The 24683-nt window shown below is 77.6% G+C and carries 22 protein-coding genes and 1 riboswitch; of the genes, 8 read left to right on the forward strand and 14 right to left on the reverse strand.

What is annotated here, in order from left to right; translation table 11 throughout:
- Window positions 1-70: 70 nt before the first annotated feature.
- Window positions 71-1504, reverse strand: a complete 1434-nt coding sequence (locus WA616_RS02400) for a xylulokinase (protein WP_336026990.1) — start codon at window positions 1502-1504, stop codon at window positions 71-73.
- Complete coding sequence (xylA, locus tag WA616_RS02405) at window positions 1504-2691, reverse strand: xylose isomerase (RefSeq protein ID WP_336026991.1); 1188 nt, start codon at window positions 2689-2691, stop codon at window positions 1504-1506. Before xylA ends, WA616_RS02400 begins: the two co-directional genes overlap by 1 nt.
- A 102-nt stretch (window positions 2692-2793) precedes the next feature.
- Here xylA and WA616_RS02410 point away from each other — a divergent pair, with 102 nt between their 5' ends.
- A complete protein-coding gene (locus WA616_RS02410; protein WP_336026993.1) occupies window positions 2794-3996 on the forward strand; it encodes an ROK family transcriptional regulator in 1203 nt (400 codons plus the stop codon).
- An 18-nt stretch (window positions 3997-4014) separates the two neighbouring features.
- On the opposite strand, the gene WA616_RS02415 is transcribed toward WA616_RS02410, so the two are convergent.
- From WA616_RS02415 to WA616_RS02425, 3 genes are all read right to left on the reverse strand, one after another.
- Window positions 4015-5025 carry a hypothetical protein gene (locus WA616_RS02415; RefSeq protein ID WP_336026994.1) on the reverse strand — a complete coding sequence of 337 codons (1011 nt, stop codon included), beginning with the start codon at window positions 5023-5025 and terminating at the stop codon, window positions 4015-4017.
- A gap of 251 nt (window positions 5026-5276) precedes the next feature.
- Window positions 5277-5418, reverse strand: a riboswitch (cyclic di-AMP (ydaO/yuaA leader).
- 176 nt (window positions 5419-5594) lie between these two features.
- Window positions 5595-6197, reverse strand: a complete 603-nt coding sequence (locus WA616_RS02420; RefSeq protein WP_336026995.1) for a DNA-directed RNA polymerase subunit alpha C-terminal domain-containing protein — start codon at window positions 6195-6197, stop codon at window positions 5595-5597.
- A gap of 25 nt (window positions 6198-6222) precedes the next feature.
- Window positions 6223-8019, reverse strand: a complete 1797-nt coding sequence (locus WA616_RS02425) for a serine/threonine-protein kinase (RefSeq protein WP_336026997.1) — start codon at window positions 8017-8019, stop codon at window positions 6223-6225.
- A gap of 264 nt (window positions 8020-8283) precedes the next feature.
- Here WA616_RS02425 and WA616_RS02430 point away from each other — a divergent pair, with 264 nt between their 5' ends.
- Window positions 8284-9162 carry a bile acid:sodium symporter family protein gene (locus WA616_RS02430; RefSeq protein ID WP_336026998.1) on the forward strand — a complete coding sequence of 293 codons (879 nt, stop codon included), beginning with the start codon at window positions 8284-8286 and terminating at the stop codon, window positions 9160-9162.
- A 4-nt stretch (window positions 9163-9166) separates the two neighbouring features.
- Here the strand turns inward: WA616_RS02430 and WA616_RS02435 are convergent, their stop codons facing one another.
- Entirely contained in the window at window positions 9167-10399 is a 1233-nt protein-coding gene (locus WA616_RS02435; protein WP_336027000.1) for a PucR family transcriptional regulator, read from the reverse strand.
- 116 nt (window positions 10400-10515) lie between these two features.
- On the opposite strand from WA616_RS02435, the gene WA616_RS02440 reads away from it, so the two are divergent.
- From WA616_RS02440 to WA616_RS02450, 3 genes are read left to right on the forward strand one after another with little or no spacing between them, the layout of a single operon-like run.
- Entirely contained in the window at window positions 10516-12039 is a 1524-nt protein-coding gene (locus WA616_RS02440; protein ID WP_336027001.1) for a flavin-containing monooxygenase, read from the forward strand.
- Window positions 12036-13001 carry an alpha/beta fold hydrolase gene (locus WA616_RS02445; RefSeq protein WP_336027004.1) on the forward strand — a complete coding sequence of 322 codons (966 nt, stop codon included), beginning with the start codon at window positions 12036-12038 and terminating at the stop codon, window positions 12999-13001. Before WA616_RS02440 ends, WA616_RS02445 begins: the two co-directional genes overlap by 4 nt.
- The gene (locus WA616_RS02450) at window positions 12998-13849 is read left to right on the forward strand and encodes an SDR family NAD(P)-dependent oxidoreductase (RefSeq protein ID WP_336027005.1); all 852 of its coding nucleotides are present in this window, start codon (window positions 12998-13000) and stop codon (window positions 13847-13849) included. The genes WA616_RS02445 and WA616_RS02450 overlap by 4 nt, the downstream gene beginning before the upstream one ends.
- A 34-nt stretch (window positions 13850-13883) precedes the next feature.
- On the opposite strand, the gene WA616_RS02455 is transcribed toward WA616_RS02450, so the two are convergent.
- Together WA616_RS02455 and WA616_RS02460 are read right to left on the reverse strand one after the other, a co-directional pair.
- Window positions 13884-14996 carry a serine hydrolase domain-containing protein gene (locus WA616_RS02455; RefSeq protein ID WP_336027007.1) on the reverse strand — a complete coding sequence of 371 codons (1113 nt, stop codon included), beginning with the start codon at window positions 14994-14996 and terminating at the stop codon, window positions 13884-13886.
- Window positions 14997-15053: 57 nt separating this feature from the next.
- The gene (locus WA616_RS02460; RefSeq protein ID WP_336027008.1) at window positions 15054-16706 is read right to left on the reverse strand and encodes a bifunctional 3'-5' exonuclease/DNA polymerase; all 1653 of its coding nucleotides are present in this window, start codon (window positions 16704-16706) and stop codon (window positions 15054-15056) included.
- Window positions 16707-16766: 60 nt separating this feature from the next.
- Between WA616_RS02460 and WA616_RS02465 the strand changes: the two genes are divergently transcribed.
- On the forward strand, window positions 16767-17060 hold the full coding sequence (locus WA616_RS02465) for a hypothetical protein (RefSeq protein ID WP_336027011.1): 294 nt from the start codon (window positions 16767-16769) through the stop codon (window positions 17058-17060).
- Here the strand turns inward: WA616_RS02465 and WA616_RS02470 are convergent.
- The 4 genes from WA616_RS02470 to WA616_RS02485 form a co-directional block, all read right to left on the reverse strand.
- The gene (locus tag WA616_RS02470; protein WP_336027013.1) at window positions 17035-18369 is read right to left on the reverse strand and encodes an NAD(P)/FAD-dependent oxidoreductase; all 1335 of its coding nucleotides are present in this window, start codon (window positions 18367-18369) and stop codon (window positions 17035-17037) included. The genes WA616_RS02465 and WA616_RS02470 overlap by 26 nt on opposite strands.
- Before the next feature lie 117 nt (window positions 18370-18486).
- The gene (locus WA616_RS02475) at window positions 18487-18762 is read right to left on the reverse strand and encodes a hypothetical protein (protein ID WP_336027015.1); all 276 of its coding nucleotides are present in this window, start codon (window positions 18760-18762) and stop codon (window positions 18487-18489) included.
- Window positions 18759-19418: a hypothetical protein gene (locus WA616_RS02480; RefSeq protein ID WP_336027016.1), complete on the reverse strand. Its 660-nt coding sequence runs from the start codon at window positions 19416-19418 to the stop codon at window positions 18759-18761. The genes WA616_RS02475 and WA616_RS02480 overlap by 4 nt, the downstream gene beginning before the upstream one ends.
- 63 nt (window positions 19419-19481) lie before the next feature.
- On the reverse strand, window positions 19482-19640 hold the full coding sequence (locus WA616_RS02485; protein WP_336027019.1) for a hypothetical protein: 159 nt from the start codon (window positions 19638-19640) through the stop codon (window positions 19482-19484).
- Window positions 19641-19843: 203 nt separating this feature from the next.
- Between WA616_RS02485 and WA616_RS02490 the strand changes: the two genes are divergently transcribed.
- Both WA616_RS02490 and WA616_RS02495 read left to right on the forward strand, forming a co-directional pair.
- Window positions 19844-22414: an ATP-binding protein gene (locus tag WA616_RS02490; protein ID WP_336027021.1), complete on the forward strand. Its 2571-nt coding sequence runs from the start codon at window positions 19844-19846 to the stop codon at window positions 22412-22414.
- A 120-nt stretch (window positions 22415-22534) separates the two neighbouring features.
- Window positions 22535-22666 carry a hypothetical protein gene (locus tag WA616_RS02495; RefSeq protein WP_281248075.1) on the forward strand — a complete coding sequence of 44 codons (132 nt, stop codon included), beginning with the start codon at window positions 22535-22537 and terminating at the stop codon, window positions 22664-22666.
- A gap of 6 nt (window positions 22667-22672) precedes the next feature.
- On the opposite strand, the gene WA616_RS02500 is transcribed toward WA616_RS02495, so the two are convergent.
- Window positions 22673-23272: a TetR/AcrR family transcriptional regulator gene (locus WA616_RS02500; RefSeq protein ID WP_336027024.1), complete on the reverse strand. Its 600-nt coding sequence runs from the start codon at window positions 23270-23272 to the stop codon at window positions 22673-22675.
- Window positions 23269-24606 carry a phenylacetate--CoA ligase PaaK gene (gene paaK / locus WA616_RS02505; RefSeq protein ID WP_336027026.1) on the reverse strand — a complete coding sequence of 446 codons (1338 nt, stop codon included), beginning with the start codon at window positions 24604-24606 and terminating at the stop codon, window positions 23269-23271. The genes WA616_RS02500 and paaK overlap by 4 nt, the downstream gene beginning before the upstream one ends.
- Between the last annotated feature and the right edge of the window lie 77 nt (window positions 24607-24683).

Below are 24683 nucleotides of genomic sequence, written 5' to 3' on the forward strand. Positions count from 1 at the left end.
CCGGCCAGCGCCGCCACCAGCACCAGGGCCAGCAGCGACGGCGTCAGCCCGTCCGGGAGGAACCCCCCGCTCACCCGGCGCGCAGGCGCTCGGCGGTCATCTCCCGCACCTCGGCGTAGCGCTCGCGCACCCCCGGCGTCGCGTCGGCCTCGTGCACCTCGGTGCCCGGCCGCGCCCACTCCGGCGGCGCGTCGGCGCCCGACAGCACCCAGGCCGCCTGGCGGGCGGCGCCGTCGGCCACGTACTCCCCCGGCGGCGGCACGAGCACCGGCACCCCGAGGACGGCCGGGGCGATCGCCCGCACCGCCTCCGAGCGGGCGCCGCCGCCGACCAGCAGCACCCGGCGGACCTCCGCCCCGGTGGCGCGGACGGCGTCGAGTCCGTCGGCCAGGCCGCACAGCAGCCCCTCGACCGCGGCGCGCGCGAGGTGCGCCGGGGTGGAGGTGCCGAGCGTCAGGCCGTGCAGGGCGCCGGTCGACGTCGGGCGGTCGGGCGTGCGCTCGCCCTCCAGGTAGGGCACCAGCGTCAGCCCGCCGGCGCCGGCCGGGGCCGACAGGGCGAGCCGGGACAGCTCGTCGTGGCCGACGCCGAGCAGCCGCGCGGTGGCGTCGAGGACGCGGGCGGCGTTGAGCGTGGCCACCAGCGGCAGGTAGCGGCCGGTGGCGTCGGCGAACCCGGCGACCGCGCCGGTCGCGTCGGCGGCGGGGACCTCCGACACGATCGACACGACGCCGGAGGTGCCCACCGACAGGACGACGTCGCCGGGCTCGGCGGCGAGACCGAGGGCCGCGGCGGCGTTGTCGCCGGTACCCGGGCCGAGCTGCGCGCCGGTGGTGGACGTGCCCGCGGACTCCGCGGGCCCGAGCACCCGCGGCAGCGCCGGGGTGCGGCCGAAGGCGCGCTCCAGCAGGTCGGGGCGGTACTCCCCCGTCGCCGCCGACCAGTAGCCGGTGCCGCTCGCGTCGCCGCGGTCGGTGACCAGGGCGTCGAGGCTCTGCCTGCCACCCGCCGACCCGCCCCACTGCCCCCCGGCCAGCACCCAGGTCAGCCAGTCGTGCGGCAGGCAGACCGCGGCGGTGCGCTCCGCGTTGGCCGGCTCGTGCTCGGCCAGCCAGCGCAGCTTGGTGACGGTGAACGACGCCACCGGCACAAGGCCGACGGCGTCGGCCCACGCCTGCGGGCCGCCGAGCTCACGGGTGAGGTCGGCGGCCGCGCCGGCGGAGCGGGTGTCGTTCCAGAGCAGGGCGTCCCGCACGACCGAGCCGTCCTCGTCGAGGCAGACCATGCCGTGCTGCTGGCCGCCGACGGCGACCGCGGCGACGTCGTCGAGACCGCCGGCCTGCGCCACCGCCTGCTCCAGCGCGGCCGCCCAGGCCGCGGGGGCCACCTCGGTGCCCTCGGGGTGCGGCGCCCGGCCCTCGCGGACGAGGGTGCCGGAGTCGGCGTCCCGGACGACGACCTTGCAGGCCTGGGTCGAGGTGTCGACCCCCGCGACCAGAGGCATCAGCGGGCGCCGAGGAGGTGCTCGACGGCCAGCTGCGACAGGCGGACCTGGCCGCCGCGGCGCGCACCGGCGGCGTCGGCGTCGAAGTCCTCGAACGCCGAGCGGTCGGCGAGCAGCTGCTCGTAGGACTCGCCGTCGCCGAGGGTCGGCTGCGCGAGCTCCGGCACGGCGGCGTCGGCGAGGGCCTCCTGCACCTCCGGGTCGGCGCGGAACGCGGCGGCCCGCTCCTTGAGCAGCAGGTAGGTGCGCATGTTGGCCGCGGCCGACTCCCAGACGCCCGTGAGGTCCTCGGTGCGCAGCGGCTTGTAGTCGAAGTGGCGGGGGCCGTCGTAGGCAGGGCCGCCGTTCGGGCCGCCGTGCTCGAGCAGGTCGACGGTGGCGAAGGCGCTGAGCACGTCGCCGTGGCCGAAGACCAGGTCCTGGTCGTACTTGATGCCGTGCTGGCCGTTGAGGTCGATGTGGAAGAGCTTGCCCTGCCACAGCGCCTGCGCGATGCCGTGCGTGTAGTTCAGGCCGGCCATCTGCTCGTGCCCGACCTCGGGGTTCACACCCACCAGGTCGGCGTGCTGCAGGGTGGTGATGAAGGCGATCGCGTGCCCGATGGTGGGCAGGAAGATGTCGCCGCGGGGCTCGTTGGGCTTGGGCTCCAGGGCGAAGCGCAGGCCGTAGCCGCGGTCCTCGGAGTACTGGGCCAGGGTGTCGATGCCCTCGCGGTAGCGGTCCAGCGCCGCCGACAGGTCCTTGGCCCCGTCGACCTCGGCGCCCTCGCGACCGCCCCACAGGACGTAGGTCTTGGCGCCGAGCTCGGCGGCCAGGTCCATGTTGCGCATGATCTTGCGCAGCGCGAACCGGCGGACGCCGCGGTCGTTGGCGGTGAGGCCGCCCTCCTTGAACACCGGGTGGGTGAACAGGTTGGTGGTGGCCATCGGCACGACGAGGCCGGTGTCGGCCAGCGCCTGCTTGAACCGCTCGATGATCTTCGTGCGCTCGGCGTCGCCGGTGCCGAAGGGGATCAGGTCGTCGTCGTGGAAGGTGACGCCGTAGGCGCCCATCTCGGCCAGCTTCTCGACGCTCTCCACCGGGTCGATCGCCGGGCGGGTGGCCTCGCCGAACGGGTCGCGGGCATTCCAGCCCACGGTCCACAGACCGAAGCTGAACTTGTCCTCGCGGGTGGGCTGGTTCGCCATGGGGTTCCTTCCGCTGGGCACGGGGTGCTCGTCCGGGTGACGTGGGCCACCGCTTTTGTGCTGCCGTAGAACATAAACGACGGACGCCGCTAGCCTCAACCCGTGTCCGACGGCCGTACCCCCAGCGGTGCCCGGCAGTCGACCCTGCGCGCGACCAACCTGGGGCTGGTCCTGCGCGCCGTCTGCGCGGACCCCGGCGAGCTGTCCCGGGCCGGCGTCGCCGCGGCACTCGGCGCCACCCGCGGGACGGCGGCCCGGCTGGTCGACGACCTCGTCGCCGGCGGCCTGCTCGACGAGGTGGAGCGCGGGCCCGCCGCCCGCCGCGGCCGCCCCGCCACCCCGCTGGCGCCCGGCTCGCGGCCGGCGGGCCTGGGCATGCAGGTCGACGCCGGCCTGGTCGCCGTCCGGGTGCTCGACCTGCGCGGCCGGGTGCTCGCGGAGCGGCTGCGCGAGGAGGACCTGCGCGACAGCGACCCGGCCGCCGCGCTGTCGCTGCTGGGCGGGCTGGCCGCCGACGTGCTGGGCGCGCTGCCCGCAGGCACCCGCGTCGTCGGGGCGGGGCTGGCGCTGCCCGGCCTGGTCGACGCCGGCCGCGGGCTGCTGCTGCGCGCGCCGAACCTGCGCTGGTCGCGGGTGTGCCCGGCCGAGCTGCTGGCCGGCGCCCTCCCCGCGGACCTGGTGCCGGCGCTGGGCAACGAGGCCGACCTGGCCGCGCGCAGCGTCGCCGAGGACGCGCCGGGGCGCCCCGGGCCGCACCGCGACTTCGTCTACCTGTCTGGCCAGATCGGCATCGGCGGCGCCGCGGTGCTGGGTGGGCGGGTGATGACCGGCAGCTCGGGCTGGGCCGGCGAGATCGGGCACGTCTGCGTCGACCCCGCCGGACCGGCGTGCCCGTGCGGGTCCACCGGCTGCCTGGAGCGCTACGCCGGCCGGCTGGCGCTGCTCGCCGCGGCCGGGGTGCCCGCCGACGCCGGCCCCGGCGAGCTGCGCACCCGCGCGGAGGCCGGCGACCCGGCCGCGCGGGCGGCGGTCGACGGCGCCGCGTGGGCGCTGGGCGTGGCCCTGGCCGGGGTGGTGAACGTCCTCGACATCCCGACCGTCGTGCTCGGCGGGCACCTCGCCGAGCTCACCGGCCTGCTGCGCCCGCGCCTGGAGGAGCACCTGGCCCGCCGGGTGCTGTCGGCCCGCTGGCGGCGGCCGGTGGTCGACGCCGGCGGTGCGGTGCCGGCCGCGGGGGCCACGGGCGCGGCGCTCCGGGCCCTCGACGCGGTGCTCGAGGACCCGGTGCGCTGGCTGCCGGCCTGAGCGGACCGGCTCCGGGTCTCAGCCCTGGTAGTTGACGTGCACGTGGTCGTAGTGGTTGGCGGTCACGCCGCCGCGGTCCTCCATGCGCGACCACGAGCCGCCCGGCGAGGACAGCATCCGCTGCTCCCAGATGAGGTAGTCGACGCCGAGCTCGGACCAGTGGTCGATGTGGTACTGCACGATCGCGTCGCCGAGGGCGGCGTCGGACAGGACCATGTAGTCCAGCGCCAGGCCCGACGGGTGCCCGCCCGGGTCGGCCGCGCTGGGCCGGGTGCCGCCGAGGGTGATCGAGGCGGCGCCGGGCACGTTGCTCACCACGGCGTCGGCCGCGGCCTGCACCACCGAGCGCACCGGGCCGGAGGTGTTGCTGATCCGGGCCACCCGGGAGGCCGTCGTCCCGGTGGCGGACGACGACGCCGACGACGAGGCGGACGACGAGGACCCGGACGACGACGCGGCGGCGGACTCCTGCTCTGCCTCCGCGGCGGCGGCCGCCTCGGCAGCCGCGGCCTCCGCGGCGGCGGCGGCCTCGGCGGCGACGCGGGCGGCCTCGGCCTCGGCGGCGAGCCGGGCGGCCTCGGCGGCCTGGGCGTCGCGGACGGCCTGGTCGGCGCCGGCCTGCGCCTGCTGGGCGGCGGTCTCGGCGGCCTCGCGGCTGCCGCGGCTCGCGGCGACCTGGCCGAGCTCCGCGATGTCCTGCGGCTGCACCGCCTGCGGCTCGGTGGCGGCGGGACCGGTCGCGGCCGACAGCCCCAGCGCCTGGGCGACGCTCAACGACTCCGACGTGCCGGCCTGCGCCTCGGCGGCCGGGTCGGGCGTGAGCAGCAGGTTGGCGGCCAGCGCGCCGGCCGCGGCGACGCCGAGCAGCAGCCCGGGGCGGCGGACGGCGGAGCGGCGGGCGGCCGGTCGGGCGGGGCGGGCGGCGCGGCGGGCGGTCCGGGCGGCGCCGCGGGGCGCGGCGGGGACGGCGATCTCCGCGGTGGGGGCGGCCGGCTCCGGCGTGCGGATCTCGGCGGTGGGGGCGTCCATGCGGGGCTGTGCTCCAGGGGTGCGGCCTCGCGGCCCGGTGGCGGGCACGGCGGGGCGGATGTGCGGGCGGCTCCGGCGGTCCGCGGGACGCGGTCGGCCGGCGACCGGCGTCCGGGCGGGGCCGGGCGGTCGCGGGACCGGCGTCGGGGACGGCCGGGGCGGTCAGATCCGGGGGCGCACCCCGGTGCGGCGGAGCCGGCGCGGGGGTGGTGCGGTCGTGCTGAGGGCGCGCGCCATCCGGCGGCTCTCCGTTCTCCCGATGGCCGCCTACCGGGTCAGCTGACGGGTTCGGGCGGGAAGCAGCCCTACCTGCGGGCGGACGGTGTCCGGCCCCGCGGGATTCACCCCAGTGGTGCGGTGGGTCCCCGGCTCGCCCCGGAGGGCGACTCGGCGGCGTCCGCCCGGACTCCCCGGACGGGGACGTGACGACCGGTCGGACGGCGCCACGGTAGACGTCGTTATCGCCCCGTGACAATCTCGCGCCGGTCCGGCGTGACGAGCGTCGCGCGCGCCGTCGGCGTGTCGCCGGTTCCCCGTGCGACTGCGCCGTGGGCCCGCGCCGTGCCGGGTCAGCCCAGCAGGCGGCGCAGGAGGTCGGCCTGGGTGCGCACCGACCAGACGGCCAGCCGGGCGGGCAGCGTGACGGCGGACCGGGCCACCCGGACGCCAAAGGCGAGCAGGTCGGCGTACTCGGCCGGGCGGGGCGCCGTCGCCCGGGGGGTCGTCGCGCGCGGGGACGCGGGGGCCGGCTCGGGCTCGTCGTCGCCGGGGTCCGCGTCGTCCTCCGGGGCGCCCGCGGCCCCGGCGTCCTCCCCGGTCGCGAGGAGGGCCTCGGCCGGGGCCTCGACCTGGGCCTCGGGCACCAGCAGGTCGAAGGCGGTGCGCCGGCGGGGGTCGCGCAGCGAGGCGAAGGACGGGATCTCCGGCGAGGCGGGCCCGCCGTCGTCCTCGGAGGGCAGCGGCAGCTGCGCCGGCGGCTCGGGCACGACCCGGCGGATGGCCGTCACCAGTCCCGGCCCGAGGCCCGGGACGGCGGCCAGTTCCCGGCGGGACAGGCCGGCGAGCGCGACGACGTCGGTGATGCCGGCGCGGGTCAGCGCGGTGACCGCGCGGGTGGGCAGGTCCAGCGTCGCGATCGTCCCCGCCGGCGCGCCCGGCGACCTGGTCGGCATGGCGGAGGACCCTAGTCGGCGCCGGTCAGCCGCCCGCACCGGCGTCCGGGCCGGGCGCACCCGCCGACGCCGGACCGGACGAGCCCGCCGACGGGGCGGACGACGAGCCCGGGGACCCCGGCGACCCCGACGCGGGGGCCTCCGGCTCCGACGGCGCGGGCTCCGACGGCGCGGGCTCCACCGGCTCGGGCTCCACCGGCTCGGACGACTCCGGGGCCGTCGGTGCCGAGTCCTCCGGCTCCGTCGGCGAGGGCTCCACCGGGTCCGAGGGCGCGGGAGCGGACTCCTCCGGCGCGGGCGCCGACTCCCCCGGCGCCGACCCGGCCGGCGCGGACTCACCCGCCCCCGACGGCGCGGCCCCGGTGTCCGCCGGCTGTGACGGGGCGGGCCCCGGCGGCGTGGTCGCGGACGGGGCGGCCGGCGCGGTCGCCGACCCGCTGCCCGGGGCGGCGGTGTCCGACGGCGCCGGCTCCCGCGCCGGTGCGGTGTCCTCGGCGGGCACCGGCCCGGCCGGGGACCCGGCGGCGGGCGGCGCGGCCGCGACGGACAGGGTCACGCGGTCGCCGGCCCGCAGCGGGACGCCGACGGGGTCGAGCGCCGCGACGGTGCCCGGCGCGACCGCCGTCGTCTGCTCGGTCTCCCGGGCGACGGTGAGGCCGAGGGCGGCGAGGTCGGCGGCGACGTCCTCGACCGGCCGGCCCACGTGGTCGCCGGCGGTCAGCACGACGGACGACGCCGCGGCGGCGCTCCCGCCCGACGGCGTCGAGGACTCGGCGGCCTGCGCCGGGGCCTGCCCGCCGCCCGAGCCGCCGGGCCACAGCACCACGGCGAGCAGGCCGGCGAGCACCAGCGCGAGGACCGGCGCCAGCAGCAGGACGCCGCGGCGCCGGGCGGGCGGCTCCCGCACGTCGTCGCCGACCGGCAGGAGGGCGGGCACCGGGCCGGTCGGCGGGCCCGCCCCGACGGCGGTCGGGCCGGAGGTCTCCTCGATGGTCTCCTGGACCGCGGTGAGGAAGGCGTCGGCGTCGGCCGGCCGCTCGGCAGGGTCCTTCACCAGCGCCGCGCCGATGAGGGAGCGCACGACCGGCGGCACGTCCTCGGGCAGCGGCTCGGGCTGCTCGCGCACCTGCTTGAGCGCCACGGCGACCGGGTTGGTGCCCTCGAAGGGCGCGTGGCCGGTGAGCGACTCGTAGCCGACCAGGCCGAGCGCGTAGACGTCGCTGGCCGGGCTCACCCGCCCGCCGGCGGCCTGCTCCGGCGACATGTAGCGCGCGGTGCCGATGACCTGCCCGGTGCCGGTGAGCGGCACGCTCTCGGCCGACCAGGCGATGCCGAAGTCGGTGAGCTTCACCCCGCCGTCGGGGCGCACGAGGATGTTGGCCGGCTTGACGTCGCGGTGCACGAGGCCCGCGCGGTGCGCCTCGGCGAGACCGGCCGCCGTCTGCTCGAGCACCGACAGGGCGGCGCCGGGCTCCAGCGGGCCGTCGGCCGACAGCAGCGCCGACAGCGGCGCCCCCTCGACCAGCTCCATCACCAGGTAGGCGAGGGACTCGCCGGTGTCGGCGTCGCGGGTCTCCCCGTAGTCGAGGACCGCGGCGATGTTCGGGTGGCTCAGCGCGGCGGCGTGCCGGGCCTCGCAGCGGAAGCGCTCGAGGAACACCGGGTCGTCGGCGTACTCGCTGCGCAGGACCTTGACCGCGACCGGCCGCTCCAGCAGCACGTCGCGGCCGCGCCACACCTGGCCCATGCCGCCGCTGGCGATCGGCTCCTGCAGCTGGTAGCGGTCCCCCAGCGTCTGCCGCCCGGTGCCCAGCGAGGTCACGTCCCGTGCTCCGTCCCGTCCGCGTGCGCGGGCCGGCTGCCCGCCTCCGTCGACTCCCCCCGGGAGCGGCCCGGCGACGGCTGAGCCGCCGCGAGCGCTCCAGCAGGGGTGCCCGGACGGCACCGTCCCCAACCACCGACCCCGGTCACAGGCCTCGACCACCCGGGTGGCCCGAACGGGAGGGGGCTCGCCTCAGGGCCTCCCGTCGGCCACGATCCGCACAGTTCCGCGGCAACGGCGCCGCGGCCGTCCCGGAGGTCGCCCATGGACTCGGCACTCGGCACCGTCGCCCTGCCCGCCGCGCTGGCGGTGATCATGTTCGGCCTCGGGCTGTCGCTGACCGTCGACGACTTCGCCCGGGTCACCCGCCGCCCGAAGGCGGCCGTCGTCGCCCTGGGGCTGCAGGTGGTCGTGCTGCCCGCGCTGTGCTTCGGGCTGGTGGCGCTCGCCGGGCTGGAGCCGGTGCTCGCCGTCGGCATGGTGCTGCTCGCCGCCTCCCCCGGCGGCACGACGGCCAACCTGTTCAGCCACCTGTTCCGCGGCGACGTCGCGCTCAACGTCTCGCTGACGGCGGTCAACTCGCTGCTCGCCGTCGTCACGCTGCCGCTGCTGACCAACCTCGCGGTCACCGTCTTCGACCCGGCCGGCGCGGACTCGATCGGCCTGCAGTTCGGCAAGACGCTGCAGGTGTTCGCCGTCGTCCTGGTGCCGGTGGCGCTGGGCATGCTCGTGCGGCGCGCCGCCCCGGCCTTCGCCGACCGCATGGACCGCCTGGTGCGCGTCCTGTCGGCCGTGGTGCTCGCCCTCGTCATCGTCGGCACCGTGCTGGCCGAGCGGGAGGACGTCGCGGACTACCTGCGCCAGGTCGGCCTCGTGGCGCTCGCCTTCTGCCTGCTGAGCCTGCTGCTCGGGTTCGCCGTGCCGCGGGCGCTGGGCATCGGCCACCGCCAGGCGGTCGCGTGCTGCTTCGAGATCGGCGTGCACAACAGCACGCTGGCCATCGCGGTGGCGATCAGCGTGCTGGGCAGCGTGGAGCTGGCGATCCCGGCCGCCGTCTACGGGGTGCTGATGTTCCCGGTGGCGGCGCTGGTCGGCTGGCTGGTCAGCCGACGGGTACCCGACCGGGAGGCGCAGCCGGCCTGAGCGGTCAGCCCCCCGGGCCGCGCCAGCGCAGCACCTCCAGCGCCGCCGCGACGCCGAGGACGTTGTCGGCCAGCGGGCGGGGCAGGAGCTCCTCGGCGCGCGCCAGCCGGCGCAGCACGGTGTTGCGGTGGGTCCACAGCCGCTCGGCGGTGCGGGAGGCGTTGCCCAGCTCCTGCACGTAGGTGTGCACCGTCCGGCGCACCTCGGCGTCGGCGGTGAGCAGCCCGCCGAGGGTGTCGGCGAGGAACTCGTCGACGGCGGCCGGCTCGGCGGTGAGCAGCGCGACGAGCTGCACGTCCTCGTAGCGGGCGGCCTGCTGCGGCGAGGTCAGCCGGGCGAGCATCCGCTGGGTGGTCGCGGCGTCGAGGTGGCTGCGCCGGAAGCCCTCGACGTCGCGGCCGGGCCGGCCGACGGCGACCCGCACGCCCGGCGTCCCCGCCAGCGACGCCGTCAGGTCGGCCACCCGCGGCGCTGTGCCCACCGGCAGCCACACCCACAGCGCCGCGGCGCTGGCCACCACCGTCAGCCGCCGCGGCGCCCCGGCCGCGCGGGTGAGCGCCTCGGCCGCGGCCTCCAGGTCCTCGGGCCCGGCGGTGCCGGATCCCGACCAGACGACGGCGGCGGTGTGCGGGCCGGTGAGCCCGTAGCCGAGCTGGGCCTCCGCGCGGGCGCGGGCGATCGGGGCGCCCTCCAGCAGCAGCGCCACCGTGGCCCGGCGCTCGGCGTGCCCGCCGCGGGTGAGCTCGGCGCGCTCGGCGACCATCCGCTCGGAGACGGCGGCGACCGTGTCGTCGATGAACGCGGTGATCGACAGCGCCGAGACGTCGAGCAGCTCGCGCAGCTCCGCGGGGTCGGCGGTGAGCTGGAAGCAGATCTCCATCCACCGCCGCCAGGCCACCCCCTGGGCGGTCCGGTAGGCGTCCAGCCCGCTCTGGTCCAGCCCGCGGCGCACCAGGTCGCGGGAGGCCTCGAGCACCTCCGGGCCGAGGTTGGCCGGCACCCGGCGGCCCGGGTGCTGCACGTTGGCCGCCGCCCAGTGCAGCAGGTTGGCCAGGTTCGCCCGCCGGGTCGCCTCGGCGAGCACCGGGTCCTCGGCCACCGGGCGCATCCGGTCGCTGCCCAGCGCCGCCGCGTGCAGCTCCTCGATCCACTCGGCCCGGGGGTCCAGCGCCGCCTCCGCGCCCCGCCGGAAGAGCTCCCGGGTGCGCTCGGACACCCGGGGCCAGTCGTCGCTCACCGGTGCATCGTGCACCACGCGGGTAGTGACAGGGTGCACGTCGTCCTAGCGGGCAGTGGCCTGCGCCACGGATCGTCGGGGACAGGCACACGACCGTCCCCGGGGAGAGCCACCGCATGACCACCAGCCAGCCACCGCTGCAGACGCCGGTCGAGCACCTCGACGTGCTGATCGTCGGCGCCGGGATCTCCGGGATCGGCGCCGGCCGGTACCTGACCACGGAGCTGCCGGCGAAGAGCTTCGCGATCCTGGAGGCGCGCGGCGCCTCGGGCGGCACCTGGGACCTGTTCCGCTACCCCGGCATCCGCTCGGACTCCGACCTGTCGACGTTCGGATACGAGTTCAAGCCGTGGCGCGACCGGCAGTCGATCGCCGACGCCCCCAAGATCCTCGCCTACCTGCGCGAGACGGCCACCGAGAACGGCCTCGACGAGCGGATCCGCTACCACCACCGGGTGCTGGCGGTGTCCTGGTCGAGCGCCGACGCCCGGTGGACGGTCGACGTCGAGCGCACCGACACCGGCGAGCGGCTGCGGCTGACCGCCGGCTGGGTGTTCTGCGCCGGCGGCTACTACCGCTACGACGAGGGCTTCACGCCGGTGTTCGAGGGCCGGGACCGGTTCCGCGGCGAGATCGTGCACCCGCAGTTCTGGCCCGAGGACCTCGACCTGACCGGCAAGCGGGTCGTCGTCGTCGGCAGCGGCGCGACCGCCGTGACGATCGTGCCGGCCATCGCGGGCACCGCCGCGCACGTGACGATGCTGCAGCGCACGCCCACCTACGTGCTGCCCGTCCCCCGCGAGGACCCGATCGCGGCGCGGCTGCGGCGCTGGTTCGGCGACGAGCGCGCGCACGCGCTCGTCCGCCGCAAGAACATCGCCCAGCAGCGCGCCATCTACCGGTTCGCGCAGAAGCACCCGAAGGCCGCCCGCAAGGCGATCCGGTGGGTCAACACCAAGCAGCTCCCCGCGGGCTTCGACGTCGACACGCACTTCAACCCGCCCTACGACCCGTGGGACCAGCGGCTGTGCGCCGTCCCCAACGGCGACCTGTTCCGCGCGATCCGCGAGGGGCAGGCGGACGTCGTCACCGACCGGATCGCGACCTTCGACGAGACCGGCATCCGGCTCGCCTCGGGCGGGCACCTCGACGCCGACGTGATCGTCACCGCGACCGGCCTGTCGGTGCAGGCGTTCGGCGGGGTCGCGATCACGGTCGACGGCGAGCCGGTGACGCTGTCGGACACCGTCGCCTACAAGGGCATGATGCTGTCCGGGGTGCCCAACCTGGCCTTCGCGATCGGCTACACCAACTCGTCCTGGACGCTGAAGATCGGGCTGCTCTGCGAGCACTTCGTCCGGCTGCTGCGCCACATGGACGAGCGCGGCCTCGACACCGCACGGCCGGTCCTCGCCGACCCGGGCATGCCCACCCGGCCCTTCCTCGACTTCGCCGCCGGCTACATCCAGCGCGCGGTCGCCCAGCTGCCCCGCCAGGGGGACCGCATGCCGTGGCTGACCTCGATGGACTACTCCGACGACGTCAAGCTGCTCCGGGCCGACAGCGTGGTCGACCCGGAGCTCCGGCTCACCTCCTCGCGCGACCGCCTGCCGCGGCCGGCCGCGGCGGTGGGCGCGTGACCGCCACCGAGGCGCCCCGCGCCACCGAGGAGGACCGCTTCGCCGACCTGCCGGCCGGCCCGCGGATCTGCTACCGCCTCGACGGCCCCGAGGACGGCGAGCCGCTGCTGCTGGTCGCGGGCCTCGGGCTGGACCTCACCTCGTGGCCGCGGCGGATGGTCGACGGGTTCGCCGCCCGCGGCTTCCGCGTGGTCCGGCTGGACAACCGCGACGCCGGCCGGTCGAGCCGGATCGCCACCCCGCCGCCCGGGCGCACCCGCCAGTTGCTGGCCCGCCCGCGACCCGACGCCTACGACCTCACCGACATGGCCGCCGACACCGTCGGCCTGCTCGACGCCCTCGGCATCGCCCGTGTGCACCTGGTCGGCATGTCGATGGGCGGGATGATCAGCCAGGTGGTCGCGGCCCGGCACCCGCACCGGGTGGCCAGCCTGACGTCGATCTTCTCCACCACCGGGCACCGCCGGGTGGGCCAGCCGGCCCGCTCGACGATCCTGCGGCTCGCGAAGTCCGCGCCGCGCACCGTCGAGGAGTCCGTCGAGCGGCACCTGGCGATGCTGGGCCACATCGGCGGCCCCGGCTTCCCGCCCGACGACGACCTCGAGCGCGCCTGGGCCACCGAGGTGTGGGAGCGCGTCGGCGGCGCCCGGTCGCAGGAGGTGGCCCGCCAGATCGGCGCCATCCAGGCCTCCGGCGATCGCACGCCGGAGCTCGCCGGCATCACCGCCCCGACGCTGGTGGTGCACGGCGACGTCGACCGGATGGTCCACCCCAGCGGCGGGCGGGCCACCGCCGACGCCATCGCCGGCGCCCGGCACGTGGAGATCCCCGGCATGGGCCACCACCTGGCGCCCGGGGTCGTCGACCGGCTCGTCGAGCTCACCACCGACCTCGCCCGCGGAGCGGGCCGCACCGACACCGCCCGGAGTGCGGGCGCCCAGCGAACGGGAGAGAACCGATGAGCAGCGTGCGCGGCAAGGTCGCCGTCGTCACCGGCGCCGGGTCCGGCATCGGCCGGCAGCTGGCCTTCGAGCTGGCGAAGCGGGGCGCGCGCCTCGCGCTGTCCGACGTCGACGAGCTCGGCCTCGGCCAGACCGCCGACCGGGCGAAGGCGCTGGGCGCCGAGGTGCACACCGCCCGCGTCGACGTCAGCGACCGGGACGCCGTGGTCGCGTACGCCGACGCGGTGGCCGCCCACTTCGGCGTGGTGCACCAGGTCTACAACAACGCCGGCATCTCCGGCGGCGGCCGCTCGGTGCTCGACACCGACTGGGAGACCTACGACCGCACGCTCGGGGTCAACCTGTTCGGCGTCGTCCACGGCACGAAGGCGTTCCTGCCGCACCTCGTCGCGTCCGGCGACGGGCATGTGGTGAACGTGTCGAGCCTCAACGGGTTCATGGCGCAGCCGACGCTGTCGGCGTACTGCGCGAGCAAGTTCGCCGTGCGCGGGTTCACCGAGGTGGTGCGCACCGAGATGGTCGCCGGCGGCCACCCGGTGCAGGTGACCGTGGTGCACCCGGGCGGGGTGAAGACCAACATCGCCTCGTCGACGGCCCGGGAGGCGCAGGCGCAGGGCATCGAGCTGTCGGCCGCCGAGGTCGCCCGCCAGCGGGTGTACGACGAGAAGCTGCTGAAGATGCCGGCCGAGCAGGCGGCGCGGATCGTCGTCGACGGCGTCGAGGCCGGGAAGCCGCGGGTGCGGGTGGGCAGGGACGCCGTGCTCGTCGACCGGCTGGTGCGCCTGCTGCCGGCGCGCTACCCGGTGCTGGCGGCTTGGTACGACCGCAAGCTGTTCGGCAGCCGCTGAGCCGGGGGCCCGGCCGCCGTGCGGCGGCCGGGGCTCACAGCCACAGGCCCGGTAGGACCCGCCACAGGCGTTCGACGTCGGCCACCCCCGGCTCGTCGCCGTTGCAGGTGACGGCCACCGCCGTGTGCCGGTCGGCCGAGACGCGGAAGGCGCTGGCGAACCCGGCCCAGCCGCCGCGGTGCTCGAGCGCCCCACCGCTGGTGACGGTGATGCCGGCGGCGTAGTCGCGTTCCCCGTTGACCGGGGCGGGGTCGGCGAGCCGCGCGGCCAGCAGCTCCTCACCGCCCAGCCGGGAGGTGCGGTACTCGTCGGCCCAGCGCACCAGGTCCGACGCCGTCGCCCGCACGGCGCCGTCGCCCACCTGCTGCCACCGCGAGCCGGCGACCCGCCACGGCCCGGTGGCGGTGTCCTTGACGTGGCCGCGCGCCGACGACGGGTCCGCGGCGTCGGGGGCGGCCGCGGTGGGGTCGACCGCCATGGCGAGGCCGAGCGGCTCGAACACCCGCCCGGCGAGGAAGTCCGCGAGGGACTGCCCGGACGCCGCGCGCACCACCTCGGCCAGCAGCACGTAGTTCGAGTTCGAGTACGCGAAGCCCTCCGCCTCCGGCAGCTCCGCGTGGCCGGCGATCGCCTGCAGCGCCTGCTCCTGCGTGGTCACGTCCGTGGCCGCGAACCCGGCGGCCTCGAGGTCGGCGAGGTAGTCGGGGATGCCGCTGGTGTGGTGCACCAGGTGGTCGAGCGTCACCTCCTGCGCCCAGGCCGGCAGGCCCGGCAGCCACCGGGACACGGGGTCCGCGAGCGCCAGGACGCCGTCCTGCTCCAGCAGGAGGACCGCCGTGGCGGTGAACTGCTTGCCCACCGAGACCACGTCGAAGGAGGTGTCGGTGGTGAGCGGGCGCCCCGTGCGCACGTCGGCCAGGCCGCGGGCCGCCGCCCAGACCACCTCGCCGTCGACCCCGACCGCCACCGAGCACCCCGGCTCGCCGGGGTCCAGCACGTCGGCGAGCAGCGCCTCGCTCCGGGCGAGCCGGTCGTCCGGGCCGGACGCGACCGTCGCCGCGGCCCCGTCCTCGGGCGTCCCGGTCGCCGGTGTGCAGCCCGCGAGGACCACGGCCGCGGCCGTCAGGGCGACGGCTCGACGGAGCACGCGGCGAGGGTAGGACCGCCGGCCGCCTCCGGGGAGGGCCGGACGACCCGGTGCGGCTCAGCCCGCGTCGGCCCAGGACCGCACGACCGCGACGTCGAGCGGGAAGTCCAGGGGGAAGTCCCCGAACAGCAGCCGCCCGGCCGTTGCCGCGGCGGCGCGGACCTCGCCGGCCACCCGGTCGGCGAGGTCCGCCGGCGTGTGCACGACCACCTCGTCGTGCAGGAAGAACACCAGGTGGGGGCGCTGGTGCACCTGCCCCTCCCCCAGGCGCCACAGCCGGTTGCGCAGGTCGGCGAGCCAGCACAGCGCCCACTCCGCGCCGGTGCCCTGGACGACGAAGTTGCGGGTGAACCGGCCCCACGCGCGGCGGGCCCGGTCGGAGTCGCGGCCGCCGGGCTCGGGCGCCTCGCCGAGGTCGGCCGAGCGCTCCGCCCACGCGGCGCCGGGCAGCGGGGAGCCGCGGCCGAGCAGCGTCTGCACGACCGCGCCGCGCTCGCCGGCCCGCGCCGCGTCCTCCACCAGGCCGATCGCCCGCGGGTAGCGGCGGGCCAGCCGCGGCATCATCCGCCCGCTCTCGCCGCGGGTGCCGCCGTACAGCGCGCCGAGCACCCCGACCTTCGCCTCGGCGCGGGTGGCGACCACGCCGGCGGCGACCATCCCGGCGTAGAGGTCGCGGTCGCGGGCCGCCTCGGCGAGCGCGGCGTCGCGACTCATCCCGGCGAGCACCCGCGGCTCGAGCTGGGCGACGTCGGCCACGACCAGCGACCACCCGTCGTCGGCCACGGCCGCGGGGCGCACCTGCACCGGCACCGACAGGGCGCCCCCGCCGTGCGAGGCCCAGCGGCCGGTGACCACCCCGCCGGGCAGGAACACCGGCCGGAACCGCCCGTCGCGCACCCAGGTGTCCAGCCACGCCCAGCCGTTGGCCGCGAGCAGCCGGGCCAGCCGCTTGTACTCGAGCAGCGGCGGCACCACGGGGTGGTCGATGCGCTCCAGCGTCCAGGAGCGGGTGTCCTCGACGGGCAGGCCGGCCGTCTGCAGCGCGCGCAGCACCGCGGCCGGGGAGTCGGGGTTGAGGTCGGGGGCGCGCAGCGCGGCGCGCACCTCGCCGGCCAGCCGCTCCAGCACCGGCGGCCGCAGCCCGGCCGGCGGGCGGTCGCCGAGCAGGCCGGTGAGCAGCCGGGCGTGCTCGTCGGCGCGCCAGGGCAGGCCGGCCCAGGTCATCTCCGCGGCGGCCAGCGCGCCGGAGGACTCGGCGGCGACGAGCAGGCCGAGCCGGCCCCCGTGCGCCGACGCGGCGAGGGCGGCGGACTGGCGGCGCAGCTCGGCGGCCGGGTCGAGCCGGTCGGCCGGGTCCTCGAGCGGGAACAGCGCCGGGTCGCCGCCGGCGCGGGGCTCCAGCGCCGCCCAGCCCGCCGCGTCGTCGCCGGCGAGCAGCGCCGGGTCGGCCAGCGGCGAGCGGCGCAGCAGGGCGCCGGTCAGCCGCAGGTCGGTGCAGCGCTCCACCCGCACGCCGGCGTCGAGCAGCGCGGGGTACCAGCGCGTCGTGTCGTCCCAGACCCAGCGGACCGTGCCCCCGCCCTCCCGGGCGGCGACCCAGGACGGCAGCTCGTCGGCGGGCACCTGGGTCGCGTGGCCGGGGGTTCCGTCGGGCGCGCAGTCGGCGGCGACGGCGTCCCCGCCGTCGCGGCGCAGCAGCACCCGGTCCACCGCCCCAGTCTCGCCGAGGACACCGACGCCGCCGGGGAGGCGGCGGGCACACTGGGAGGCGTGCCCGCCGTCCCCGCCGCCCTGCGCCGGGGTGTGGTGCGCCTCCTCAACACCTCCGGCGGGCGGGTCCTGGTGCTCGCCGGCGAGGTCGACGCCGCCGCCGTCGAGGCGTTCTGGCGCTGCTACGGCCGGGAGCCGGTGCGGGTCGACGTCGTCGACGCCCGCTCGGTGACCGCGCTGTCGCCGTCGGGCCGCGAGCTGCTCACCGACACCCTCGACCGGGCGGAGTGGACCGGCCGGCCGGTGGCGCTGCGCCCCTCCCCCGTGGTCAGCCGCGCCCTGCCGGCGCGCTGACCTGCGCGCCGGACCCCTCCGCGGCCCGCATCGCCGCCAGGTGCGCGTGCACGAGCGTCACCACCAGGGCGCCCTCGCCCACCGCCGAGGCCACCCGCTTGACCGAGCCGGCCCGCACGTCGCCGGCGGCGAACACCCCGGGCGTGCTGGTCTCCAGCGGCGCGGGCGGGCGCTCGAGCGGCCAGGCGGGCGTGACGCCGTCGGCGAGCAGCGCGCTGCCGGTGAGCAGGAAGCCCCAGCGGTCCCGGGCGAGCGTGCCGGCGAGCCAGTCCGTGCGCGGCTCGCTGCCGATGAGGACGAACAGCACGCCCTCCTCCGTCGTCTCCTCGCCGGTGTCGAGGTCGCGCAGCACCACCGACTCGAGGAAGTCGGTGCCGCTGCCGCCGGTCACCTGCACCCGGTAGCGGATGTCGACGCGGGGCAGCGCCTCCAGCTCGCGGATCAGGTAGTCCGACATCGTCTCGGTCAGCGTGGCCCGCCGGACGAGCACGGTGACCCGGTCCGCGTAGCCGGCCAGGTAGACCGCCGCCTGCCCGGCGGAGTTGCCCCCGCCGACGACGAACACGTGCCGGCCGCGCATCGCCGGCGCCTCGGTGACCGCCGCGCCGTAGAACACGCCCCGCCCGGTGAGCGCCTCGAGCTCGGGCACTCCGAGCCGGCGCCAGCTCGCGCCGGTGGCCACCACCACGGTGCGCGCGCACGCCGTCGTCCCGTCGCTGAGCGCGACGCGGTGCAGCCCGTCGGCGGTGGTCTCCAGCCCGCTGCCCTGGCGCATGAAGTGGAACCGGGCGCCGAAGGCCCACGCCTGCTGGTAGGCGCTGAAGGCCAGCCGGCTGCCGCTGATCCCGGTGGGGAACCCGGGGTAGTTGCGGATCAGCGAGCTGGTGCCGGCCTGCCCGCCGATCGCCTCGCCCTCCACCACCAGCGTCGACAGGCCCTCCGAGGCGGCGTACACGCTCGCGCCGAGGCCGGCCGGGCCGGAGCCGAGCACGAGGACGTCGGAGACGACGTCGGCGTCCAGCGGCGTGAACAGGCCGAAGGCGTCGGCGATCTCGAGGTCGGTGGGGTCCTGCAGGACGACCGGCTCGCGGGTGAACCGGATGCTCACCACCGGCAGCCTCGGCTCGGTGAGACCGAGCGCGGCCAGCGCCTCGGCGCCGGCCCGGGAGCCGGCGTCGAGGAAGCCGAGCGGGATGCGGTTGCGGGAGAAGCTGTCCCGCAGCTGCTGCGAGCGCGGCGACCACTGCTCGCCGATCACCCGCACCGCCTGGAACCCGCCGGACCGGCGCGAGGACCACTCCTCGAGCACCTCGGTGACCAGCCGGTGGAACTCCTCGTCGCCGCGGACCTGCGGCGCGGTGAGCCAGCGGTCGAGCTGCCCGACGGTCAGCGCGTCGAAGATCGGCCGCGCGGTGTCCCACGCCCCCTAGCGGACGAGCGCGACCGACACCGCGCCCGGCGTGCGCGTGTGCAGGGCGCGCAGCTCGGCGAGGCCGTCGGGGTCGGCGTCGCCGAACCCGCCGAGGAGGACGGCGACCGGCGGCCCGTCGCCGGTCAGCGTCGCGGCGGCCTCCTCCGGGGAGGCGCAGGAGCGCACCTCGTAGTCGCCGCCGTAGCGCCGGGTCAGCTCGGCGGTGGTGGTGCCGCGGACGTCGTCGTCGCGGGTGACGACGAGCAGGCAGGCCTCGCGCTCGCCGCTCACGGCCGGTGCCTCCCCGGTGCGGGCGCCAGGCGCCAGCCGGCGGCGCCGGTCCCCGCGATGGCGGCGGCGACGGCGACCAGCGCCCACGCCGAGGGCCGGTCCCACCCGACGTCGCCGGCGTGCACCGCCACGACCGCCAGGACCAGGACGCCGAAGACGGTGTAGGCGACGGCGGCGGTCCGCAGCCGCTCGAGGTCGCCGGCGAGCGCGGCCAGCGCGGTGGCGACGCCGAAGGCGATCAGCCAGGCGCCGACCACCCGCGCGGTGAACGGGGTCAGCGGCCAGGGCCACAGCGCCGTGGTGTCGGCGGGGGCGACCGACAGCAGCGCACCCACGGCGAGCAGCACGACCGACTCCGCGCCGAGGGCGGCCCGAAGCGGGACCGGGACCGGCGCGCGGCGCGGCGGGTCGGTGCCCGGCGCGCGCTCCTGCAGCACGAGGACGACGGCCATCGCCACCGGGATGAGGACGTAGACGCCGGTCCAGAACCAGGCGGCGCCGCGGGCGAGCAGCGGCGCGTCGGCGAACTCCGGCTGCAGGTGCAGGCGGTCGAGGTGCACGAGCGTGGCGACGAGGGTCAGCAGCGTGAAGACCAGGATCGTCAGCACCGCCACCCGGCTGCGCGCCCACACCGGGTCGCGCAGCGACAGCAGCACCAGGGTGAACCCGGCGGCGTAGCCCGCACCGAGGAAGGCGGCGGTGGCCGGCGGGGCGATGGTCTAGGCGAACACGTCCGCCGTCCGGCCGGGCTGGACGAGCAATGCGAGGACGGCCAGCGCGGTCAGCACGCAGAACACCCGGAGCAGGGCGCGCATGGCGGGGAGCAGCTCGCGGCGGCGGTCGGCCGCCGGGCGCACGGTGGTGGTGGCTGGGTCCACCAGGACCTCCGACGTCGGTGCCTCCCCGTGCGGCGCCCATTGGAGCACCGCCGCGCGCGGCTGTCACCGGCATTCCGGACGCCCGCCCGCGCCACGCCGGGGCGGACACGCGCGACCCCGCCGGGCCTGTCGGCGCGACCGCCCCCGGCCCTAGGCTCCGGGTCCCGGGAGCGGCCGCGGGGCCGCCCGTCGCGGGAGGCGCCATGACCGGGCCCGGTCCCGACCCGGCCGCACCGATCGGCACGCCGGACCGCCGGCTGCGGGTCTTCGTGTCCTCGACGCTCACCGAGCTCGCCGCCGAGCGGGCCGCCGTCCGGGCCGCGGTCACCTCGCTGCGGCTGACCCCGGTGATGTTCGAGCTGGGCGCCCGCCCGCATCCACCGCGCGACCTCTACCGCGCCTACCTGCGGCAGAGCGACGTCTTCGTCGGCCTGTACGGCGACAGCTACGGCTGGGTGGCGCCCGGGATGGCGGTGTCGGGGATCGAGGACGAGTTCGACCTGTCCGACGGGCTGCCGCGGCTGCTGTACGTGCGCGACCCGGCGCCGGACCGCGACCCGCGGCTGGCCGCGCTGGTCGAGCGGATGCAGGCCACCGGCGGGGCCTCGACGGTGCCGTTCGGCGACCCCGCGCGGCTCGGTGAGCAGGTCGCCGACGACCTCGCCGTCCTGCTCACCGAGCGCTTCGCGGCCCGCCCCGCGCCCGGGGCGCCGGTGCCCGGGCTCACCCCGGGGTGGCTGCCGGAGCCGCCGACGCCGCTGGTCGACCGCGGGACGGAGCTCGCCCTGCTCACCGGGCTGCTGCGGGCGCCGGAGGTGCGGCTGGTGACGCTCACCGGCCCGGGCGGGATCGGCAAGACGCGGCTGGCGCTGGCCGGCGCCGGGGCGGTGCGGGCGGAGCGCGACGGCGTCTGGTTCGTCGACCTGGCGCCGGTCCGGGACGCCGCGGGGGTGCCGGTCGCCGTCGCCGGGGTCCTCGGGGTGCGGCCGGAGGGCGCCCGGCCGCTGGTCGACGTCGTCGCCGAGCGGCTCGCGGGGGTGTCGGCGCTGCTCGTGCTCGACAACGCCGAGCAGGTGTCCGGCGTCGCGCCGGTCCTCGCCGCGCTGCTGGAGCGGTGCCCCCGCCTGGACCTGCTGGTGACCAGCCGCAGCGTGCTCGGCCTGCGCGGCGAGACCGACGTGCCGCTCCAGCCGCTCCCGGTGCCCGCCCCCGGCGCCCCGGACCCGGCGGCGCCGGCGGTGGAGCTGTTCACCGCCCGCGCCCGGGCCGCCGACCCCTCGTTCACCGCCGAGGGCGAGGACGCGGCCGCCGTCGGCGAGCTGGTGCGCCGGCTGGAGGGGCTGCCGCTGGCGATCGAGCTGGCCGCGGCGCGGGTGCGGGTGCTGCCGCCGCGGGCGCTGCTGCGCCGGCTGCGCAGCGCGCTGGACCTGCGGGCGCCGGTGGCCGACCTGCCCGACCGCCAGCGCACCCTGCGGGCCACCCTGGAGTGGAGCCACGAGCTGCTCGGCGCCGAGGAGCGGCTGGTGCTGGCCCGGCTGTCGGTGTGCACCGGCGGCTGCACGCTGGACACCGCCGAGGCGGTCGCCGCGGTGGACGGCGACGTCGACGTCGTGGAGGCGCTGTCGGCGCTGGTGGCGCAGAGCCTCGTCGCCCCCGGGGACGCCGCCGACGGCGAGCCGCGGTTCCGCATGCTCGACGTGGTGCGCGCCTTCGCCGCCGAGCGGCTGCGCGAGCTCCGGGAGGAGGACGCGGCCCGCGAGCGGCTGGCCCGCCACCTCACCGGTGTGGCCGAGTCCGCGGCTGCGGGGCTGGCCGGGCCGGACCGGGCGACGTGGCTGGCCCGCCTGGAGGCCGAGGCCGACGACCTCGAGGCCACGCTGGAGTGGGCGGTGGCCGCCGACCGCGCCGAGCTCGTCGTCGGCCTGGCCGCGCCGCTGGCCCGGTGTTGGTGGGCGCGCGGCCGGCTCGCGGCCATGTCCGACCTCGCCGACCGCACGGCCGCGCTGCCCTCGGCCCGCCGGCTCTCCCCCGCCGCGGCGGCGTCGCTGCGCTGGGCCTGCGGCAGCACCGCGATCGCGATGGGGCGGCCGGCGGACGCCGTGCCGCAGCTGACCGGGCTGGTGGCCGAGGCGCGGCAGCTGGGCGACCCGTGGCTGCTCGCCCAGGGCCTGACGCTGCTGGCGATGACCCGCCCGCCGGAGGACCCGTCGCTGCGCCCGCAGCTGGAGGAGGCCGAGGCCGCGGCACGGGCCAGCGGCGACCCGTGGGCGGTCGGCTTCACGCTGGTGCCGCTCGGCGACGTCGAGCTGCTGGCCGGCGACGTGCCCGCCGCGACCGCCCGGCACACCGAGGCGCTGGCGGCCGCGCGGGCGAGCCGCGACGACCACCTCGCCGCCGCCGTCCTGGACCAGCTCGGCCTCGACGCGCTGCTGGGCGGCGACCCGGACGACGCCGCGGCGCACCTGCGGGAGGCCGCCGCGCTGCACCGGGCGCTCGCCGACCGGGAGGGCCTCGCGAACTGCCTGGAGGCGCTGGCCGGGGTGGCGCTGCTGACCGGCCGGCCGGAGGAGGCGGCCCGCCTCGCGGGCTCCGCCGACGCGACCCGGCGGCTGCTGGGCCTGCGGGTGTGGCCGTTCCTGCGCCCGCTGGCCGCGCAGCTCGCCGCGGCGGTGGACGCCGCGCTCGGCCCGGAGCGGGCCGCCGCCGAGCGGGCGGCCGGGGCCCGGCGGGACGGGTGGGCGGCGCTGGAGGACGCGCTGGGAGGCAGTGTCTGAGGACACGGTGCGGTCCACCGTCCGTTCACCCGGACGTGTCCGCGGCGCAACCTGCCGCGGGGAGCGTGGGACGCGGCCGAGACGACGACGTCCCCACCCCGAGGTCCCCCTGGAGACGCCATGACCCCGCCGATGACCCAGCACGCCACCCCCGTGACCCGAGCCCGCGCCCTGCTGCGCCGGCTCGACGCCTACACGCTCGAGGTGTTCAACCCGGGCGCGCCCTACCGACCCCGCCGCGACCGGGGCTGACCGCCCTCAGGGGCGCGTCCGCAGCCCCCGGAAGGCCGTCGTCACCAGCGCGTCGGCGAGGTCGTCGGCCGAGAGGCTGCCGCCGGGCCGGTACCACTCGGTGAGCGAGTTGACCGTGCCGAACAGCAGCCGGCTGGTGACGGCGGGGTCGACGTCGGGGCGCACGTCGCCCTCCTCCTCGGCGGCGCGGACCAGGTCGGTGACGACCCGGTCGAACTCCCGCCGCCGGGCGAGGGCCGCCTCCTCGACCGCGGAGTTGCCGCGCACCCGCAGCAGTAGGGTGACGAACGGCAGCTCCGCGGCGAGCACCCGGACCGAGCCGCGCACCACGTGCTCCAGCCGATCGATGGCCCGCCCGGTGACCGCCCCCGGCTCCGCGGTGACCGCGAACAGCGCGTCCAGCGCCCGGTCCAGCGCCATCCGCAGCAGCTCGACCTTGCTCGGCACGTGGTGGTAGATCGCCGACTTGGTGACCCCGAGCCGCGCGGCCAGCTCCTCCATGCTCGTGGCGTCGTAGCCGCGCTCGTTGAACACCGCGACGGCGACGTCGAGCAGGCTGTCGAGCGAGTGCCCGGGCCGTCCCCGGCGGACCCGCACCTGCGTCACGCGCGCTCCCGCCGGTCGGTCATCCGCTGCAGCTTGCCCATGGAGCGGGGCAGCGTCTCGGGGTCGACGACGAGCACCTCGATGCTCGTGCCGACGGTGTCCTTGACGCCCGTCGCCACCTCGGCGGCGGCCTGCTCGCGGCGCTCGGGCGGGCAGTCCGGGCGGGCCTCGACGCGCACCACGAGGTGGTCCATCCGCCCGCGGGTGGTCAGCTCCATCGCGAAGTGCGGCGCCAGCCCCGGCGTGCGCAGCACGACCTCCTCGATCTGCGTCGGGAAGAGGTTCACCCCGCGCAGGATGATCATGTCGTCGGTGCGGCCGGTGACCTTCTCCATGCGGCGCATGCCCGGGCGCGCGGTGCCGGGCAGCAGCCGGGTGAGGTCGCGGGTGCGGTAGCGCACGACCGGCATCGCCTCCTTGGTGAGCGAGGTGAACACCAGCTCGCCCACCTCGCCCTCGGGCAGCACCTCGCCGGTGACCGGGTCGATGACCTCCGGGTAGAAGTGGTCCTCCCACACGTGCAGGCCGTCCTTGGTCTCCACGCACTCCTGCGCCACGCCCGGGCCCATCACCTCCGACAGCCCGTAGATGTCGACGGCCTGGATGTCGAGGCGCTCCTCCATCTCCCGGCGCATCTGCTCGGTCCACGGCTCGGCGCCGAAGATGCCGATCTCCAGGCTGGAGGCGCGCGGGTCGAGGCCCTGCTTCTCGAACTCGTCGATCACGGTGAGCATGTAGCTGGGCGTCACCATGATCACGCGCGGCGCGAAGTCGGTGATCAGCTGCACCTGGCGCGGCGTCATGCCGCCGGACACGGGGACGACGGTGCAGCCCAGCGCCTCGGCGCCGTAGTGGGCGCCCAGGCCGCCGGTGAACAGGCCGTACCCGTAGGCGTTGTGCAGCACGTCGCCGGGCCGCCCGCCGGCGGCGCGGATGGAGCGGGCCATGACGGCGCCCCAGGTCTCCAGGTCGCGCCCGGTGTAGCCGACGACGGTCGGCCGGCCGGTGGTGCCGCTGGAGGCGTGCACGCGGCGCACCTGCTCGCGCGGGACGGCGAACATGCCGAAGGGGTAGTTCTCCCGCAGGTCGGCCTTGCTCGTGGTGGGGAACCGCGCGAGGTCGGCGAGCTCGCGGCAGTCGTCGGGGTGGACGCCGGCCTCGTCGAACGCGCGCCGGTAGTGCGGCACGTTGGCGTAGGCGTGCCGCAGCGACTCCCGCAGCCGTTCGAGCTGCACCGCCCGCAGCTCGTCGACGCCCATGCGCTCGGCCGGGTCGAGGGTGGTGGGGTCGGGGGCCTCGCCCAGCCGCCGCAGATCGCCGGTCGCCGTCGTCATGCCTGCCTCCTCGTCGGCCGTGCACCGATCGCGCCGCTTGTGTCGTGCAGCACGCTGCGGCACACTATTACCGACCG

The sequence above is a fragment of the Geodermatophilus sp. FMUSA9-8 genome (assembly GCF_037034165.1).
Classification (GTDB): domain Bacteria; phylum Actinomycetota; class Actinomycetes; order Mycobacteriales; family Geodermatophilaceae; genus Geodermatophilus; species Geodermatophilus nigrescens.